This window comes from Mucilaginibacter metallidurans, assembly GCF_003286435.2.
Classification (GTDB): domain Bacteria; phylum Bacteroidota; class Bacteroidia; order Sphingobacteriales; family Sphingobacteriaceae; genus Mucilaginibacter; species Mucilaginibacter gossypii.
Window position 1 is genome coordinate 1335299 of sequence record NZ_CP043449.1, and the last position, 16046, is coordinate 1351344.

Annotated in this window: 20 protein-coding genes; 5 read left to right on the forward strand and 15 right to left on the reverse strand. The window is 38.0% G+C overall.

Annotated elements, in window-relative coordinates; translation table 11 throughout:
• Window positions 1–18: 18 nt before the first annotated feature.
• Both DIU38_RS05910 and DIU38_RS32910 read left to right on the forward strand, forming a co-directional pair.
• Window positions 19–834, forward strand: a complete 816-nt coding sequence (locus DIU38_RS05910) for an RpnC/YadD family protein (RefSeq protein ID WP_112656738.1) — start codon at window positions 19–21, stop codon at window positions 832–834.
• An 88-nt stretch (window positions 835–922) separates the two neighbouring features.
• Window positions 923–1099 carry a hypothetical protein gene (locus DIU38_RS32910; protein WP_167516090.1) on the forward strand — a complete coding sequence of 59 codons (177 nt, stop codon included), beginning with the start codon at window positions 923–925 and terminating at the stop codon, window positions 1097–1099.
• Window positions 1100–1164: 65 nt separating this feature from the next.
• On the opposite strand, the gene DIU38_RS05915 is transcribed toward DIU38_RS32910, so the two are convergent.
• The 13 genes from DIU38_RS05915 to DIU38_RS32920 all read right to left on the reverse strand — a co-directional run bounded on the left by DIU38_RS05915 (window position 1165) and on the right by DIU38_RS32920 (window position 12138).
• On the reverse strand, window positions 1165–3327 hold the full coding sequence (locus DIU38_RS05915; protein WP_112656740.1) for a peptidase domain-containing ABC transporter: 2163 nt from the start codon (window positions 3325–3327) through the stop codon (window positions 1165–1167).
• Window positions 3320–4288 carry an HlyD family secretion protein gene (locus tag DIU38_RS05920; protein ID WP_167516091.1) on the reverse strand — a complete coding sequence of 323 codons (969 nt, stop codon included), beginning with the start codon at window positions 4286–4288 and terminating at the stop codon, window positions 3320–3322. The genes DIU38_RS05915 and DIU38_RS05920 overlap by 8 nt, the downstream gene beginning before the upstream one ends.
• Before the next feature lie 211 nt (window positions 4289–4499).
• Window positions 4500–4748, reverse strand: coding sequence for a YbaB/EbfC family nucleoid-associated protein (locus DIU38_RS05925; protein ID WP_112656744.1), 249 nt, complete (start codon window positions 4746–4748; stop codon window positions 4500–4502).
• A 4-nt stretch (window positions 4749–4752) separates the two neighbouring features.
• Entirely contained in the window at window positions 4753–6429 is a 1677-nt protein-coding gene (locus tag DIU38_RS05930) for a carboxypeptidase-like regulatory domain-containing protein (protein WP_112656746.1), read from the reverse strand.
• A 60-nt stretch (window positions 6430–6489) separates the two neighbouring features.
• Window positions 6490–6672, reverse strand: a complete 183-nt coding sequence (locus DIU38_RS05935) for a hypothetical protein (protein ID WP_112656748.1) — start codon at window positions 6670–6672, stop codon at window positions 6490–6492.
• Between the two features lie 461 nt (window positions 6673–7133).
• A complete protein-coding gene (locus tag DIU38_RS05940) occupies window positions 7134–8558 on the reverse strand; it encodes a TolC family protein (protein ID WP_146750412.1) in 1425 nt (474 codons plus the stop codon).
• A 679-nt stretch (window positions 8559–9237) separates the two neighbouring features.
• Window positions 9238–9618 carry a hypothetical protein gene (locus DIU38_RS05945; RefSeq protein ID WP_112656756.1) on the reverse strand — a complete coding sequence of 127 codons (381 nt, stop codon included), beginning with the start codon at window positions 9616–9618 and terminating at the stop codon, window positions 9238–9240.
• A gap of 1 nt (window position 9619) precedes the next feature.
• Window positions 9620–9928 carry a hypothetical protein gene (locus DIU38_RS05950; protein WP_112656758.1) on the reverse strand — a complete coding sequence of 103 codons (309 nt, stop codon included), beginning with the start codon at window positions 9926–9928 and terminating at the stop codon, window positions 9620–9622.
• Window positions 9929–9973: 45 nt separating this feature from the next.
• Entirely contained in the window at window positions 9974–10981 is a 1008-nt protein-coding gene (locus DIU38_RS05955) for a DUF932 domain-containing protein (RefSeq protein ID WP_112656760.1), read from the reverse strand.
• A 25-nt stretch (window positions 10982–11006) separates the two neighbouring features.
• Window positions 11007–11177, reverse strand: coding sequence for a hypothetical protein (locus DIU38_RS32915; protein ID WP_167516092.1), 171 nt, complete (start codon window positions 11175–11177; stop codon window positions 11007–11009).
• Window positions 11178–11185: 8 nt separating this feature from the next.
• Window positions 11186–11311 (reverse strand): hypothetical protein, encoded by a 126-nt coding sequence (locus tag DIU38_RS34400; protein WP_262714282.1) that lies wholly within the window; start codon window positions 11309–11311, stop codon window positions 11186–11188.
• A gap of 76 nt (window positions 11312–11387) precedes the next feature.
• Window positions 11388–11996 carry a dihydrolipoyllysine-residue succinyltransferase component of 2-oxoglutarate dehydrogenase complex gene (locus DIU38_RS05960; RefSeq protein WP_208057573.1) on the reverse strand — a complete coding sequence of 203 codons (609 nt, stop codon included), beginning with the start codon at window positions 11994–11996 and terminating at the stop codon, window positions 11388–11390.
• The gene (locus DIU38_RS32920; RefSeq protein ID WP_167516093.1) at window positions 11962–12138 is read right to left on the reverse strand and encodes a hypothetical protein; all 177 of its coding nucleotides are present in this window, start codon (window positions 12136–12138) and stop codon (window positions 11962–11964) included. Before DIU38_RS32920 ends, DIU38_RS05960 begins: the two co-directional genes overlap by 35 nt.
• Window positions 12139–12550: 412 nt before the next feature.
• Between DIU38_RS32920 and DIU38_RS05965 the strand changes: the two genes are divergently transcribed.
• From DIU38_RS05965 to DIU38_RS05975, 3 genes are all read left to right on the forward strand, one after another.
• Entirely contained in the window at window positions 12551–13276 is a 726-nt protein-coding gene (locus DIU38_RS05965) for a hypothetical protein (RefSeq protein WP_112656764.1), read from the forward strand.
• A gap of 40 nt (window positions 13277–13316) precedes the next feature.
• The gene (locus DIU38_RS05970) at window positions 13317–13523 is read left to right on the forward strand and encodes a PleD family two-component system response regulator (protein ID WP_146750411.1); all 207 of its coding nucleotides are present in this window, start codon (window positions 13317–13319) and stop codon (window positions 13521–13523) included.
• A gap of 121 nt (window positions 13524–13644) precedes the next feature.
• Window positions 13645–14469, forward strand: coding sequence for a hypothetical protein (locus DIU38_RS05975; protein WP_112656766.1), 825 nt, complete (start codon window positions 13645–13647; stop codon window positions 14467–14469).
• Between the two features lie 55 nt (window positions 14470–14524).
• Here the strand turns inward: DIU38_RS05975 and DIU38_RS05980 are convergent, their stop codons facing one another.
• Together DIU38_RS05980 and DIU38_RS05985 are read right to left on the reverse strand one after the other, a co-directional pair.
• On the reverse strand, window positions 14525–14698 hold the full coding sequence (locus DIU38_RS05980) for a histone H1 (protein ID WP_112656768.1): 174 nt from the start codon (window positions 14696–14698) through the stop codon (window positions 14525–14527).
• Window positions 14699–14757: 59 nt separating this feature from the next.
• Window positions 14758–16020 carry a hypothetical protein gene (locus DIU38_RS05985; RefSeq protein WP_243770804.1) on the reverse strand — a complete coding sequence of 421 codons (1263 nt, stop codon included), beginning with the start codon at window positions 16018–16020 and terminating at the stop codon, window positions 14758–14760.
• Window positions 16021–16046 lie beyond the last annotated feature (26 nt).

Sequence of the window (16046 nt, forward strand, 5' to 3'; positions counted from 1 at the left end):
ACATCTTGAAATTGAGTTATGGCGAAAATAAAGGATAATAGTAGGGCAAACCGATACGATAAGATATTCAGGGAAAATATGGAGATTGCATTACCTGGTATCATCCGTCATCTGTTAGGCTTGGAGATCGTCAGCAGTGAAGAAGTGCCCGACGAAATACAGCATACCAAAGAACGTAAGCCCGACCTTTTGAAAAAGGTCGTTGACACAAATGGCCGGAGTTACATTTTACATATTGAATATCAAGCTAAATCCGATAAAGATATGGTTTACCGCATGGCAGAGTATAGTATTATGCTGCAATGGAAACATCGAACGGATATAAAGCAATATGTAGTGTACATTGGTACTGGCCGTCCTAAGATGGCTGAAAGCATTGAAAAAGAGGACTTTTATTTCAGGTATCACCTCCTTTCGCTCTCGTCGGTTGATTACAAGATATTTTTAAGTGCAAATCAACCAGAGGAAAAACTACTTGCGGTATTGGCAGATTTTAAAAATGATGATCCTGTAAAGGCCCTGAAAAAAATATTGATAGAAGTAAGATCAATTGCTCAAAGCGATTTGGCAGAAGACAGATATTTTAATCAGTTGCGCATATTAGTGCAATTACGTAACTTAGAGACACAATTCGATGAAGCCATGGAAACGGTAACTAAATTTTTTAAAGAAGAAAAAGATCCCCTATATAAAAGAGGTGAAGCAAAAGGCAAAGAAGAAGGAGAATATTTAAAGGCTTTAGCTATTGCCAAAGAACTTAAAAATGAGGGCTTAGCCAACGATTTTATTGCTAAAACCACTAGGCTGACTATTAAAGAAGTAGAAAAGCTTTAAAAAAAAATTTAGCTTAATTAATTTGAACATAAAAAAGCTATCTAATATGGCTTTTTATGTATAAAATTACTTTCTAAATGAATTAATCATGGATTCTTTTCCTTTAATGCCAGGCAATATAGATACTATTATATCTAACAACCATCAGCCTTCCGAATACCAATTATTATTAAGCGTTGCAGCAACAATCGTGTTTTGGGCAATTATATTATCAGTTTTAAGATCATTTTTAAGAACTGAACTGGATTTGCCAAAAAAAAGATAATATTTGATTAGTGCACCACCTACTAAATGTTGGATTTGTAACTTATTCAAGTAGTTAAGCGGATTTTATTGAAGATTACCAGCGTATTCTTTCCACAGGTTTGCATAGAGATCGTTTCTATCGATAAGCAATTGATGATTACCACAATCCGCTAACTTACCGTTATTCAAAACAAGAATCTGGTCACAATCTCTTATTGTCGATAGCCTGTGTGCTATTATAATGACTGTTTTATTCATTGATTTGAACCACGATAGCGTTTCTATAAGAAGTCGCTCACTTATTACATCCAAAGCGGCGGTCGCTTCATCTAAAATTAATATTTCGGGATTTTTGTAAAGGGCTCTGGCTACTGCTATTCTTTGTTTTTGACCGCCGGATAAATTTACACCATTTTCACTTACAATAGTGTAATAGGTATTAGGGAGTTTTTCTATAAAATCATTTAATCCAAGTTTCTGACATAAAATAATTATTTTATTTAAATCAGGGGCGATATCTCCTAATGCAATGTTATCAATGATTGAACTATTGAAAAGGTCGATTTGCTGCGGTACAATACTAATTATCTGCCTTAAACTGCTGTTGCTGTAATACTTAATATCCCGTTCACCAATGGAGATGCTGCCACCGGTTAAAGGATAAACTTTTAATAACAAAGCTGCTATAGTCGATTTTCCGCTGCCACTTTCGCCAACTATTGCTGTCATTTCATTCTTTTTTATTTTAAAAGAAAGCCCATTAAATATTGTAGACCTGTTGCTATAATTAAAGTATACATCTTTAAATTCTATGGTGCCCAATAGTGAGGGGTTTAGTGATATTTTATCAACCTCTGTTTCTTCTACTTCAAGATCGATAATTTCAAAAAGTCTTTCGGTTGCTATCAGTGCGTCCTGAATATTTTTATTGGCAACAATCAGTGATGAAGCTGGTCCTGTAAAATAATTTATCAATGCGTAAAATGACAAAAGCTCTCCGGGCGACATTTGCTGATTAATAACAAAATAGCTCCCACACCAAAGAACAATTATAGTAAAAGCCTTTGTTATAAACTCAGCTGAGGTCAACAGGTATAATCCTTTGATTCCGCTTTTAAAAATTGCCTTGATTAGCGGGATAAAACGGGTTTCCGTCGTTAGATTAGCGTAATCTTCAATTCCGAATTTTTTGATTGTACCTATTGAATTTAAACTTTCCACCAGCTGCGATTCGAGCGATGCAGTATTTTCCATCAGTATCCGTTGCCATTTTTTATTAACAGAATTACTTATCTGATAAATCAGGATATAAAAAGGAATAATACACGTAACTACCAGCGCCAGTTTCCAAGAGTAAAGAAACATGATTATAAAGGAAAAAATTAAAATCATGAAATTGACAATAATGTTGGATGCTACTTCATTTACAAAAACGCGGATTTTTACAGCATCGTTGACTCGGCTGATTATTTCACCAATTTTCATCGTATCAAAAAATCGCTGAGGCAAACGCATCAGATGTTTATAATATCCAAGGATAAGCTGGGCGTCAATAAACTGCCCGGTTTTTATCGTTAATACCGATCTCATCAACCCCACTATAGCTTGAGATATAAGTATACAGATCATGCCTATGCTCAAAATATTCAACAGCCTTTGATTGTTATCTACCAATACATAATCTATGATTTTTTGAACATAAACAGCACTGGCTAATCCAAGTATAGTATAAACGATGGCACCTACGAGTGCTTGAATCATGATCCACTTATGTGGTTTAATCAGTTGACCGAAACGCCGGAGTGCGGATATCTTTTTTTGATCATTTATAAATTCCGCGTTAGGTAGTAAAAGAACAATGTTACCTGTCCACAAGGAATTAAAGTTTTCCAGGGTTGCTTTGTGTAATAAGCCATCAATCGGATCCAAATACGTGAACTTGTTATTTTTGACCTGATATAAAACCACATAATGATGAAGGCCGGATTCTAAAATAACATGTGCAATTGCAGGAAGCGGGACGTTTAGTAAATTTTCGATTTTTCCTTTTGCTCCTTTTGCCTGAAAGCCGAGTCTTTCCGCTGCTTCAATTATGCCGAGTATATTTGTTCCAAACTTATCAGTGCCAGCATATTGTCGTACCCTGCTTATAGTTAGCTCTGTCCCATAGAATTTCGCAATAGCCGTTAAACAGGCTGCGCCGCAATCAGTGGTATCCTTTTGCTTGATTTTTACGAATTTATTCATTGCTTTGGGTTTGGTCGGGAGCTGCCGGGTTAAGCCAATCATTAACTTTGTCGAACATTAATTGCCAAAGACTGCGGCGCCCAACTAAAAATCTGGCTTGAAAAGTGTAACCTTTTTTTAGTTGCGCTGCAAAATTATTTTTGGTGAGTAGGTTCGTTGTCAAGAACAAACAACGTACTTTAAATATCGGCTTGTTATCTACAACAAGATAATCGTTGTCGACGGCTAACACCTTGCCTTTAAGCATACCAAAATAATTATAATTAAACGCATCAATCTGAAAAGAAACATCTTGATTTTTTTTTATAAGACCTATATCAGCTGTTGAAACATAACATTCACCGATCAGGTCGCCATTAGGGGAAATAGAACATAAAACGTCGTTTAGCGATAACGACCCTCCCGAATATTTTGTATTCAGCCCCTGGATCACTCCGTCAAGCGGGGATTTTACAAAATAAAATGTTGCATCATTCTTTACCTGTAACAGGGCCGCCGAATATTGGTTCAACTCCATTCTGTTGCGCGTTAAATCCTGATCCCACAAACTAAGTTGCTGCTGTCTAAATGCACTATAAGAAGCATTTGCTTTTTCTGCCTGAATTTGTATGTCGAAGAATTCCTTAGGCGTAATGACCTTATTGTCGAAAAGCGATTTATATAGCTCAAGTTCTTTATTAGCCTTTTTTAAAGATGCGCGCTGATCAATTAACTCATGATAATATTTGCTCAATTGCTCTTTATATAAAGGAGAGTTTAGTTTTTCGGTCAAGCGCTCATTCTGTTTATTGGTATCAGAAAGCAGGACAAGATCATGAATGAATTTTTGTCTCTGATCGATTTCAAACTGATTCATTAATTTCTTTCCGCCGGTAACGAGATCTTTTAGCTTTACAATAACCTGTCCCTGTTTAACAGCATCTCCATCTTTAAAATATACTGAATCAATAATCCCTGACAAAAGCGATTTTACCTCGGTTCGTTCTTTTGCCGGCCTTGTGATTCCTGTTGCTTTTACAGCAATATCAACATATATAAAAGGTAAACAAGCCACCAATCCGAAGATCAAAACCAATATAAACCAATATATCGGACTGCCATAAGTTTTGAGTTTGGGTAGGTAACTGACTGCTGAATTATCTAATGCTGAATATGGATACACTTTGGCCATATCAATTGACAGGGTTCTGTAGGCTCAGCAATTTAGCCTGCATTGTATGAGACACTGTAATAAGACATTTGTTAATGGATTGCATCAAAATGGGCTCAAGTTTTTCAGCAGGTAATTCTTCATTGATATGCAATTCGGTAATCTGTGCATTCCCGTTAACCGTAACAGACACTTCATTATTGGGCGATATTACGGTTTCAGATACGGAATTTTGAATTTTTGCAATTATAGATTGGATATTTTCATTCATAGGTTTAACGTTTTATAAGTACGCCTACAGCAGGGTTAAAGTTGGTCGATATAAAATGGCTGCCGCCAGTGAGAGAAAAATTACTTTTGCCAATGGATGCGAAAATTGAAACATGGTGTGTAATTTCAAACGATCCTTTGATTCCATAAACAAGATAGTTTGCCCGGTCTTTTATTTTTTCATCCTTTTCGTTAATACTTAACAGGTCGTACCCCACGAAGGGTGATAATGTCAGGGAGCGTCCCACTGAAACGACATCGACATCGTAAGCTAAATGAAACGCGTACAACGATAATACAACATTATCCGTTCCTGTATTGCCAGAGCCTTCGAAATCAAAGAACAGTCCTTTATAAATTCTGAAGTAAGTCCCGATTTGGAAACCATAATTTACAAAACTCGATTTTGAAGCCATTGATTCACTTAGCTTGAGGGGGAATTTTACGAAGGAAAGTGAATAATGAAAGTTATCCCCCGTAAAGTAGTTCAACCAGTTACTGCCTTTCTTGCTATTAGTAGCGTTTTTAACACGAATAGTATCTAATTGAGGAGGCTTTGTTAATTCGTTGTAACGTTCAGTTTGCTTCAAAGCCTCATCGATTGTCTCAAGTCTTGAAGGATTTCCTGGTTTATTTAGTAATTGTGTTACATCCTGTTCCTGTATCGTTTCGTCATAAGAAAACGAATTAATCCCTACAGTGTCAATCTTAGTTGCTGTGTAATTTGCAATTGTTGTAGGATTTTCCTGTTTATAAATTGTATTCCCCTTCATAAAAGACTCCTTTAAATACCATTTGCCGTTCTTTTCCTGATAGAGAACATGATATTGTAGCTTTGATTTGGGTAATGTTCCGTATTTCGTCAAGTTATAATAACTGATATCCGCCCCTGTAATGGCATAAGTTGCTGTATCAATAAACAGGGTTCCTCCCGTAGCTTTCTGTTTACTCGTTGAATCACTTTGGGAGAAATTGATCACATAGGAAGGTTTGCTATGGTACAAAACTTTCCCCATAAGTTGATATCTATAATTTTTTATCTTTCTTTTATCGATAAATGGCTCATTGTTATGTATAATATCAGCATGTACAGGCGAAAGGTAGCCACCGATCCATTTAATAAAAATTAGAGATTTATCAGTTATGGTATCGATGCGGTTCTGTAGAATCCGGACAGTAGATGATTTTTTATTTTTTACAGGCGGCGTGTAAATCTGAATGATAGCATCACTATTGAAATAATCGGAATTATTTCTTAGATATTGAAGACGTATGAATCCGGTAGATTGAGAATATTTGTCTGGGTAATTTCGTGGTATTGCATCAATTGCCTTTGTCAATATAGAAAGGCCAGAACCCCAAATTTTAACTTCCCTTAATTCTTCATATGTAGCTTGAAGTTCTATATTATATAAGTTTGATATTGAATATGGCGTAATAGATTTTTTATACCCAATATATGTGAAAGTTAGTCCATTTTGCTTTAGACCCCGAAGTTCTGTTGTAAAGCTAAAATTACCAGTTGAATCGCTTGTACCTCCATTATTCCCTGAGAAAATAGAAACACCAGCCAAGCTTCTTTTTGAATCAGCATCTCTTACAGTACCTTGAACTTTGACATTTTGAGCGAACGTTGCAAAACTGTAAAATATTAGAAAAATAATTAGGGAGTAAGTTTTCATTGCCAAAAAATTGTTAGAATAAAGATGAAGCCGGTTTGTTTAAAGACCGGCTTCATTTTGTTACGGATTAACGAGGTCTTCGACACCGCCCCCAACACTTAGAATTGCTCCAGCTACAAAAAGTGCTGAACCACCAGTAGCCACTAAGAGGATAGCCCCGCCAACAACGGCTGCAAGTTTGCCCCAAAAGCTACCACCATTTGCAGCAACCATTTCCGAATTGCTCATTGGAGAAAATCCCATTTCATTTAGATTTAAACTGTGCATAAAATATAGATTTTGTATTGCGACATTGCAATGCAAACTAATTTAAAGTTGTTCGCTACATAAAAGAAGTATTAAAATAATTATGAATCAGTTTTTGTTGTTATCGACCATTAAAATAAGTTGACAGGCCCTGTTTAATTGAAAGGTCGGTGAAATTTAATATTATTTCAATTTTGTAAGGGCGCTGATAGTAGTAGGTTTGCAATTTTCGGCTATATTTAATTGGAACATCCATATATTTAAGGTCATCTATAACGCAAAACAATCGACTCTTGCTTATTTTAGTTTCTTCGCAAGTTCGGCGGGCGTCCCTGTTGTTTTTTGTTCCAGTAGTTTATCGAGCTTGTTTATTCGGTCGATATAAATGTCGAGTTTCATGGCGGGTTGGGTTGGATAAGGTGGTTGTTTTTATAGAAAAGCATTTTAGTTACGTTACTTCAAAAATCGAGCTGTTCACCGATATAAAACTCAATCAGTTTTTGTTTAAAAATCAGATCGTATCTTGCTTGGATTTCCTGAAACTGGGCTCGATTAAAATTACTAACGGCGGTTTCATAGTCTAATGCGTTCAGTAAGCCAATTTGATAACGTTTATCTGATGCGAACAAAACTTGTTTAGATTCAGTTACGTTCGCAACTGCGGCCGCTAATTTTTTTCTGGCTGATTTTAGGTCGGCCAATGCCTGTTTAAAAACTTTCTTAAAATTGCTTACCACTATTTCATTTGCTAAAACCGCGTCATAATAAGCCAATTGGGCTTTTTTGACATTTATTCGAGCTGTAAAATGATTCACAATGGGAATTTGCAAAGTTAAACCAGCGGCCTGATAAAAGTTATCTTTTAATTGATTGGTCAATCTATACTTTTTAGTAACAGGAATTAACGAAGGAGATAAAACTGGTTCATTTGATGTGGCAGTAATACCAATCGTGTCGAAACCCACTATTCTATAGCCTGAGGTTAAGGTTCTTGCATTCGAGTAATTTGTACCAACCTGACCGTATAAAATTAGTGTTGGATAGTACGAACTCTTTGCCACTTGTACACCAACATATGCAGCCCGTTTTTGGTAATTGGCTTCTTGAATACTGGGATTTAATTTTATGCTTTTATCTATTAATTCAGAAGTATCCATATGCATCCAAAGATCTTTTATTTTGTTTACATCTGGTTTTTTAAGAATCAATGTATCTTCATCAATATTTATTAACTGCCTTAAGTTTAAAATGCTCACTTCCAGTTGATTCTCTATACTGGCTTGATCTGATTCCGTATTAGCTTGCTGCGCCCGTATTTGTGCTATATCCGTTGAAGTCTTATTTCCTAAGTCAAAATTTCGCTGCATTTTTTCAACATTTAATTTAGCCAGCCGAACCTGTTCCCGCGCGGCGTTTAGCAATTCTTCGGATGCAAGGATTTGAAAGAAAGCGGTCATAGCAGCGATTGTCAGTTCGTACTCATTTCTTTTTAACGCGCTATTTTCAGCTTCCAATAAAATTTTATTTTGAAGAATTTGATTTCTTAAAACACCTCCCTGAAACAGTGTAACTTGGCTGCCGAGAGTACCATTTGTTAGAAATACCCTTTGATTAACATAATTATAGGTGGAAACATCGAGTGTTCTTCCCCAATTAAACGATAGTTGTGGATTGGCTGTTAAAGTAGGTAACAAGTTATAGCGTGATTGAAGTACTACCGCCGATGCAATTTTTTGATTTACCTGACTTCTTTTTAATTGGAGATTCCTTCGTAGGGCGGAGTCTATTGTTTGGCGTAAGGTTAAATTTACTTGAGCTTTGCACAAAGCTACATGCAAAAACATTGCGGAAAGAAAAAAAATAAAGGTAGGTGTCTTTTTCACTTTTTGGTCCAGGTTATATGCTAAGTTAAAAAACTTTTATATTAATATTCAATTTCAAATATTTTATTAAAAGATTATATTTTAATAACGTTGACACATACCTTGTTCGCTTTTGATGTTGATTAAACATTCTCATATTGCTATAAGGATTAAATAAATTGCCGGACAGTTAATAAAACATATAGAAATAATATATTTTCGACTTTAATTTAATGTTACTAAATGAATACTGTCGGCAAAGGCTTTCGTTAAAGGAAATGAAATTTTGCGGTTCAAATAGAAATTTATGAAGTGTAAAAGCCTGTTTTTTAAAGGTAGAAATATTGAGTTAACGGAAGGTATCGCAAGCTTTTCGCCGCCATTAACGATGCCTCATAACACCCAATTTGGCTTCAAATTAGGCGATATGAGGCATTATTTACGATTGATAGTGTACTATGTCCATGACGGTCTGTACGTCTTTAAACGGCTTAATTTGGCTCAAAATTAATAGGCCAAAAGCTAAACATTTACAGAATTTATGAAAAATTCATGCCCGCTATCTAGGATGATTTGACGGTTCCCGCCGTCTGCGTACTGGAAAAGCTGAAATAAAGTAATCGTAAATTTATTGAGGTTGGATCTCTCATTATCAAACCATCTGTCGTATAAGCATTTTTCGGTAGCCATGATAATAAGATTAAGCGTTAAATAATAGGTCAACTGCCAGTGTAAATTTTTTATCCTCGCTATCGTGCTGCGCATATTTAATAATACGGTCATTTACAAAAAGCACCGTGTAATCAAAAGAACCAAAAAGCTGTTCGGAAAATACTTTACTGCTTTTAACCAAGTTTGGGCGGTATTTTCTTATCCGCTCGTCTACCTGTTCGGATAGTTGCAGCCACATATCAAAAGTCATTAAACCGAGATCCCATGTTTTGCGGTGTTCATCCTGATTGGTTTTCAGGTCGGCGCATACCGCTTGGATGCGGTCTAAAAGCGGTGCTATTTCTTCGGGAAAAAGCTCGTATAACAATTTGGCTTTATCTGTATTGGTGAGATTTCTTAGATTTTTCATGTTAGTGTTTTTTAGGTAATCGACTTAGTTCTTTTTCGTAATCATCAGGCATCACGGGGGGACGGTCTTTTAAGCTGATCTTTACGGCTGCTCCGTCCTTGTCAAAAGCGAATGCGATACTTTTAGCTTTCACATGATTGATAGCCAGTATTTCACATTTTTGTTTCTTTAGGATGGTATAGGCATCAAATAGAGCGGTGCTAAAACTTATTCCTATCGCTCCGATATGATGATTTTTATATAGCCTCCCGTTCTTCTTTCGGACGGTTAAGGCAAAATCATATTCGTAGCAAATCGTTAATTCTTCCATTGCTGTAATATTTGAATAAGGCGGGATTGCCCCGCCTTATTTAGGTTAATTCAATATCAGCGCATCCGTGCCATGCTTGGCGAAATCAGTACAGAGGTCAAAAGCTGTTTGCCCCCTTTGTGAACCTGTACCATACATGATGCTTTTAAATTTGCTTTCCTCGTCCCTAAAATTGCGGACGTTCTGAAAATACCCGGTGATACTGTTATACGCCCCGAACAACGTCCCTTTGGTAGTGTGTTCCTGCTGACTGTTAGCGGTCATGGCGTAATCAAAAACACTGCTTACCATGTTGTTGTAATGGCTTGATAACTCGGCTTCCCTGCCTGTTTTCAATTTGTCAAATGTTTCCTTGTTCGGTATCATGGCTATCTGTATCAGCCGTTTTACCTGCGGGTCGGTAATACGTACCCGTGTCCATCGGTTAAAAATCGCCTCCAGTTCAACGGTCAATTGGTCGGATAAACCTAACATCTTGTGTGCGCTCTTTAGCTTTTCCTCTGCGCTTGCGGTATGACGAATTGATATAGCATTGGTGCAATTTTTCAAAGCTGCATTTAGGGTATTTGAACACCAAATACGCACCGGGGTAAATGCTATGGTTATGCAGCCCGTGCCGTTATGGGTAGATGTCAAAAACAAATAATTGTCGATCAGATCATCCCTGCCGACACGAATATGTTCCGGCAGCTTGGCGGTGATAAAAATCGTTTCTCCATAACCCAACGCACCGGCTGTTTCATATTTTATGAGATTTTTACCCCCTGCAATGCTGTCGAAAAAATCAAACGCCTGTGTATTCTGCACTACGGCGTAATCGCTGCCGATCTTATCGCCTAAGATCGCCTCGGTATCAGTACGGAAAGTAAAGTAACTGTTCTCGGATATGATGTTTATGCCACTTGGCAAGGGATGAATATTTGAGCGCTTTACTACCTCGAAATCCAAACTCGCTTCCTGTATCGCTTCTGCACTTGTTGCATTCGGTGAAATGGTTTTACCTATCATTTGCCAAACTTTTGGCTTAACGATGTTATTATTTAAAGCTGTCATTGTCTTAAAATTTGGTTGTTAAAAATTATTTGCGTTTGGTCCGCAGATCCATGATCTTACTATCGATCACCTTTACATTTTTGCTATCAATCACGGTATAGATCGTATTGCGTTGTACCTCGCCTATAGCATCCTGTATGTTTCGGTAATTGGTATCGATCACCACTTTGATCAATAAATAAACTGTGTCTTTCATGGCGATCATTAATTGTGGCCGTTTAAAAACTCGTTATATTCCAACTGGAACAATGCGGGATTTTCAAGGGCTAAGTTTTCGGCGTAACCATCCCAAAATATTTGGTCGGTCAATTCGATAAATAACTCGTACATTTGATTAGCCTATTTTAATGGTTATTAGTTTAATATGCCCCGTGCAATGGTGCGATCGCACGGGGCATTTCTTTAATTATTGGGGCAATACAATTGATGCTTCGATCTCTGCCAGTTTATCGACGCACATGCTGTTTACCATCTGTGCCACTGCCCAAATGATAGTTGGGTTCTTGGTTTCAAACTTGTTGCGCTTGTCATCCTCGATAACCAGTACACAACCTGTATAGTAGTTGGTGTCGGTGGTGTCGGCCTCGTCCCGTAACTCAACCTCGAAACCCTCTAAATTTTTAATGGTCTCCTGCAACTTGGTGCGCTGTTTACTCTTACGGTGCATTTCCTCTACTAATTTTAAAGTGCTTTCCAGATTAAGCACGGGTTTAATGGCTGCCTTAACTTCCGCTTTGGTCGGCTCGGCCTTTGGCTCTTGCTTTGGTTCCTCTACCTGCGGTTTTGTTTCTTCCGCTTTTGGCGGTTCAACTTTGGCGGTAGGCTGCTCGGGAGCGGTTGCGGTTATTGCCTGTGGTGCTTCATTTGCCGGCTCGTCCTTTTTGGTTTCGTCCTTTTTGGCAGGTGCATTAAATGAAGTACTTACTGGCAGGTTGTTAATTTTGCCCGCTGTACCGTTTTGCGCTTTGTTATCAACCTTGTTAATTTTTTCGCTTCCTATTACTGTAGTTTTCATGATTTCTAATTTTTAAATTGTTTTTAACTGAATGGATCAATTGCCCGAAAGGGCGTGTGTCGGGTGTCAGCCGTGGCGGCTTGTCGCCAAGCTGCGGGCTGTGCGGTGGGCTTCTACCGTTTGCTTTTTTTTCTGCGTTCATGGTTTTTGCTCTTTAAGTAAGTCACCCTCGGCAGCAGCCTCCGGTGGCTTTTTATTGAGCAACTCACCTGAATACGGCAGTCTGAAGGGCAAGACTTTTTGGGAAAAAATACCTCGTGAGCGTAGCGAGCAGGGAAGATTTTTTTTCAAAAACCGAAGGCCCCGGTCTTGACATTCAGACCTGCCGTTCAGAAATTTGCTTTGTAAAAAGCCAGTGGAGTAAAATATCAGGTGTTGTAAAAGACTTTATGACATAGCAAAAGGCGGGTACATAATTGGCGGCAGGGCCGCCATATATGCCAAAGCGGGAAAGCGGCTGAATGCAGGAACGGAAAGAAGCGGCTTTAACGCTGGTTTCCCAGAGGTTAAATTTTAAATCCTTAATTTTGATCTACATTAATTCCAGGCGGCCTATGGATGACCAAAGAACCTATGATATTTTAGAAAAGCTGCTGAATGAGGGCTATAATGAGGAGAATCGTGAAGATGAACTTCACTTACATAAGGCATTGCGAAAAACAGAGAGTATTTTTCTTTTCAGGACGATCTGTGCCGCATTGGGAACTTCGGGCGGTCTGTTCGCGGTGCCGACCTTAATGGCTTATGCGTTAGAAACTGGGCCCAAAGCTGTAGCAGCAAATAAAGCGATCAAAACCATTAAAAAGCGTATTGAAAAAGATTCTGTTTCGGAATTAAAAGACTTCTTTTTACCAGCTTACTGGAAACCAATATGGGTTGCATCGAAAGCGAAATTTATAAGTTACGTGGCTTGCCTAACCGGATTGTTATATAACGAGGAGTTTTTTGAGGGCGAGGTGATAGATGAACTTGGCGAAAAACTGGTTAAAGAAATGGCGATTGATCTTTCGCCTCACCAATCATTCAGAGAATTGCGGTTGTGTTTGCCTGAAATAGATATGGAGGAAGATCTGACAAGTGTTTTAGTTAATTTCAGCAATGAACTCATGTCGGAATCGGCCATTGCAGATGCGGCTATTTCTATCAATTCAGATAGCCAGTTAGATGAGAACATCGCCAATATGCAGTGCGACTACCTGCTCACCCGGCTCCATTTACCAGTCGATGACGACCAGTTCAGGCTTATGTTAAAAGCGGCTGCCATACTTAATCAGCCCTGATATTAACCTAATGTTAAAAAAAAATACGAAATTAACCTAAATGTATTGCTCGAAGGTTCGTTACCGGATTTGTTTAAACACGATATGGTACGGTAGCGGTATTGATGTTTGCAGGCAACTTAAAGATTGTGACATTCCTCACGAAATTCCTGTCCTTTCAATGACCACCCATTTCGATGGCCATTTAATGGCTAAAACTATTAAGATCAATGAGTTTATCGCCAAACCTTTCGATATTGATGTTTGATGAAAAAGGCGCATGAACAGGTAAACAAAACAAGATAATTGCGATTTATTTTTTGGCATGTCACACTTTTAGATAGTTATGTGACCTAATTTTGCCGATACTTTTACCAAACCTATACGATATGGCCGACACACGAAATCTTCTTTATTATTTAATTTTCGATAATATAAGTTACAAGGACGCCTTTGATATTCATATAGAGACTGCAAGTTTTGATAAGGGAATTGATCCAAGTGCTAAGTTGCCTACGGGAGAAAATGAAAAGTTGTCATTCATAGCTGAAAAAAACGATAAAGTTTTAAATACCCTTAGTCTGTCTCTCGAACCGGAAAATGAAGAATTTTTAATTGATTTGTTGATCAGGTCAAATGAGGTCTTAATCGTTTATGCGGTTTGTTTTGGTCTGAACGTCATTGGTTCACCCCTTGCATTACCGGCCTTGCTGAACAAAAAGAATGCGCATATAGCAGGCACGATTGAAGAAATTGATTTTTCTATTGATCGTATCCAAAAACGTTATGGTGTTACTTCTGAACAATTAAATGTCCTGAAATCACCTGAATTTAAAAATATCTGCTGGTGCAAATCGGCATTAACCTTTTTCTGTCTATTTAGCCTGATGGCAGAAATGCTTGGATGGGACATAGACGATCCGGCCATTGAAACCGTTGGAGATTTTCTAATCAGGGAATTAAGGGTTGAAAAGGATGGGTTGGATTCGATAAAGGCTTTTAGGCTTTGTTATCTTGGTACTCAAGCCTATTTTGATGAAATGAAGCATTTTAAAAAATTAATAGAGTCAGAAAGTTTATTTGGCGGGGTCTTAAAAGACACAGATATTAAGCTAAGTGCAGAAAGCGATCTGAAAGAGTTATATCATGAAATTATGGTCGAATTTCTGAATATCAGGTTGATTGAAAATTTTGAAAATATCATATTGGGTTAATATAAAAACGCCCTGTCAATGACTTGAAAGGGCGTTTTTATATATTGGGCTACAGTTATGCTTTTTTCTTTGCCGTTACATCCTGACGTATTTCCTGAGCAACAGACTTAATTTCTTGCAAAGCTTTGCGCAACCTTGTTCCGGCTGCGCTATTTCCTTTTTCATAAAACTTTGCTGCATCAACTTCTGCTGAACCAACCAGGTCTTTCAATTTTGCGATAATACTCATAATAATAATTTTTAATATAAATAATTTTGTTAATTGTCGTTTAGTTGGCGCGATAACGATCAAACACCCAAGCCTTGTTCCTGTTCTTTTTCTTTAGCCTTACCGACGTTAAGGTTTTTATCAAGCACGGGAACTTTTAAGAATTGCTCACGTTTTTCAGGTTTTCCGTTTTCCTGAAACATATTCAGTTGGCTATAGCGGGGTACGGCCTCTACATGCAACTTGATCTCCTGACCGTCTTTTACGGTGGTGATCAAAGGACGGTTCCCGTTTTGTAAGGATTGTACAAGGGCCTCCTTTTTTGCCGGGTTGTCAAGCTCTTTGATCTTGAACTTGTCTAAGACGCTTTCCAGATCAAAACCATAGGTTGGCACATGGTATTGATTGGTCTGGTAGTTTTGATACCGGTCTTTGGGGCTGTCCATGTCCAGTTTTATCCAGGCTTTATATTCACCGCCCGCATTTACGAGGTCGTCCCTGTAAACCGCGCGTCCCTGTATCAGGTTGGCCGCCTGTTCAGCAGAAAAGCCTTTGCCGCGTTCTACAAAAAAGGTCTGCATTTTGGCCGGGGCGCGGAAAGGCACCTGAAATTCTTTAGCAACATAATTGATCTTGCCTTTTTCCATTTTGGCCAGTTCGGTCTTATGTGCGGCATCTTTACCGGAGGCTAAGATACTGTCGCCTTTCTGATCCTTAAAAAAGCTGATCGCTTCTGTGACGTTTACAAAATTTTTAACCAGATTTTTGCCCTGCTCGTTAGGGTTAGGGCTGATGACCATGTATTTCTGACCATCTTCTAATGGCTTGGCAGTGGATAAGGTTGCCTCAAATTTATTAAAGTAATAATTTTCGGACTGGCCGGACTGCTTAAAATGCAGCGTTAGGTCAACCTGCCCCCGATTACCCTTTACCTTTTCGTTCAATGTAAATTCGGGAACGCCTTGTTCCATTTGTTTCTGCATTTCCTCAATGGATTTCTTACTAAAGGATAGCTTTGTCAGCTCCTCCTTTAAGTTTTCAAGATTGTTGTAATTCATAACTCCTTGTTTTGTTAATGGATTAAATTCTTTTACTTCATTGATCATCTGATCTATAGTGCGATAGTATACCGGGTTATGGTTGTCGCCAGGCAACGCGCCAAAGCCGGATCTCATTTCGAGGTGATCGAGTGCTTCGTCACGCGATCCAAAAAACTCAAGCTGATAGGGTTGCAATTGCAGGTCGCTTGGTTGCATTTCAAATACCACATATTGATTCCCCGATTTTATAGCACTTTCCAGTGATTTAATGATCAGTTCAGCATGCTTAGTTTCTAAATTCATGGTATGTGTTTGCTATGATAAACTGA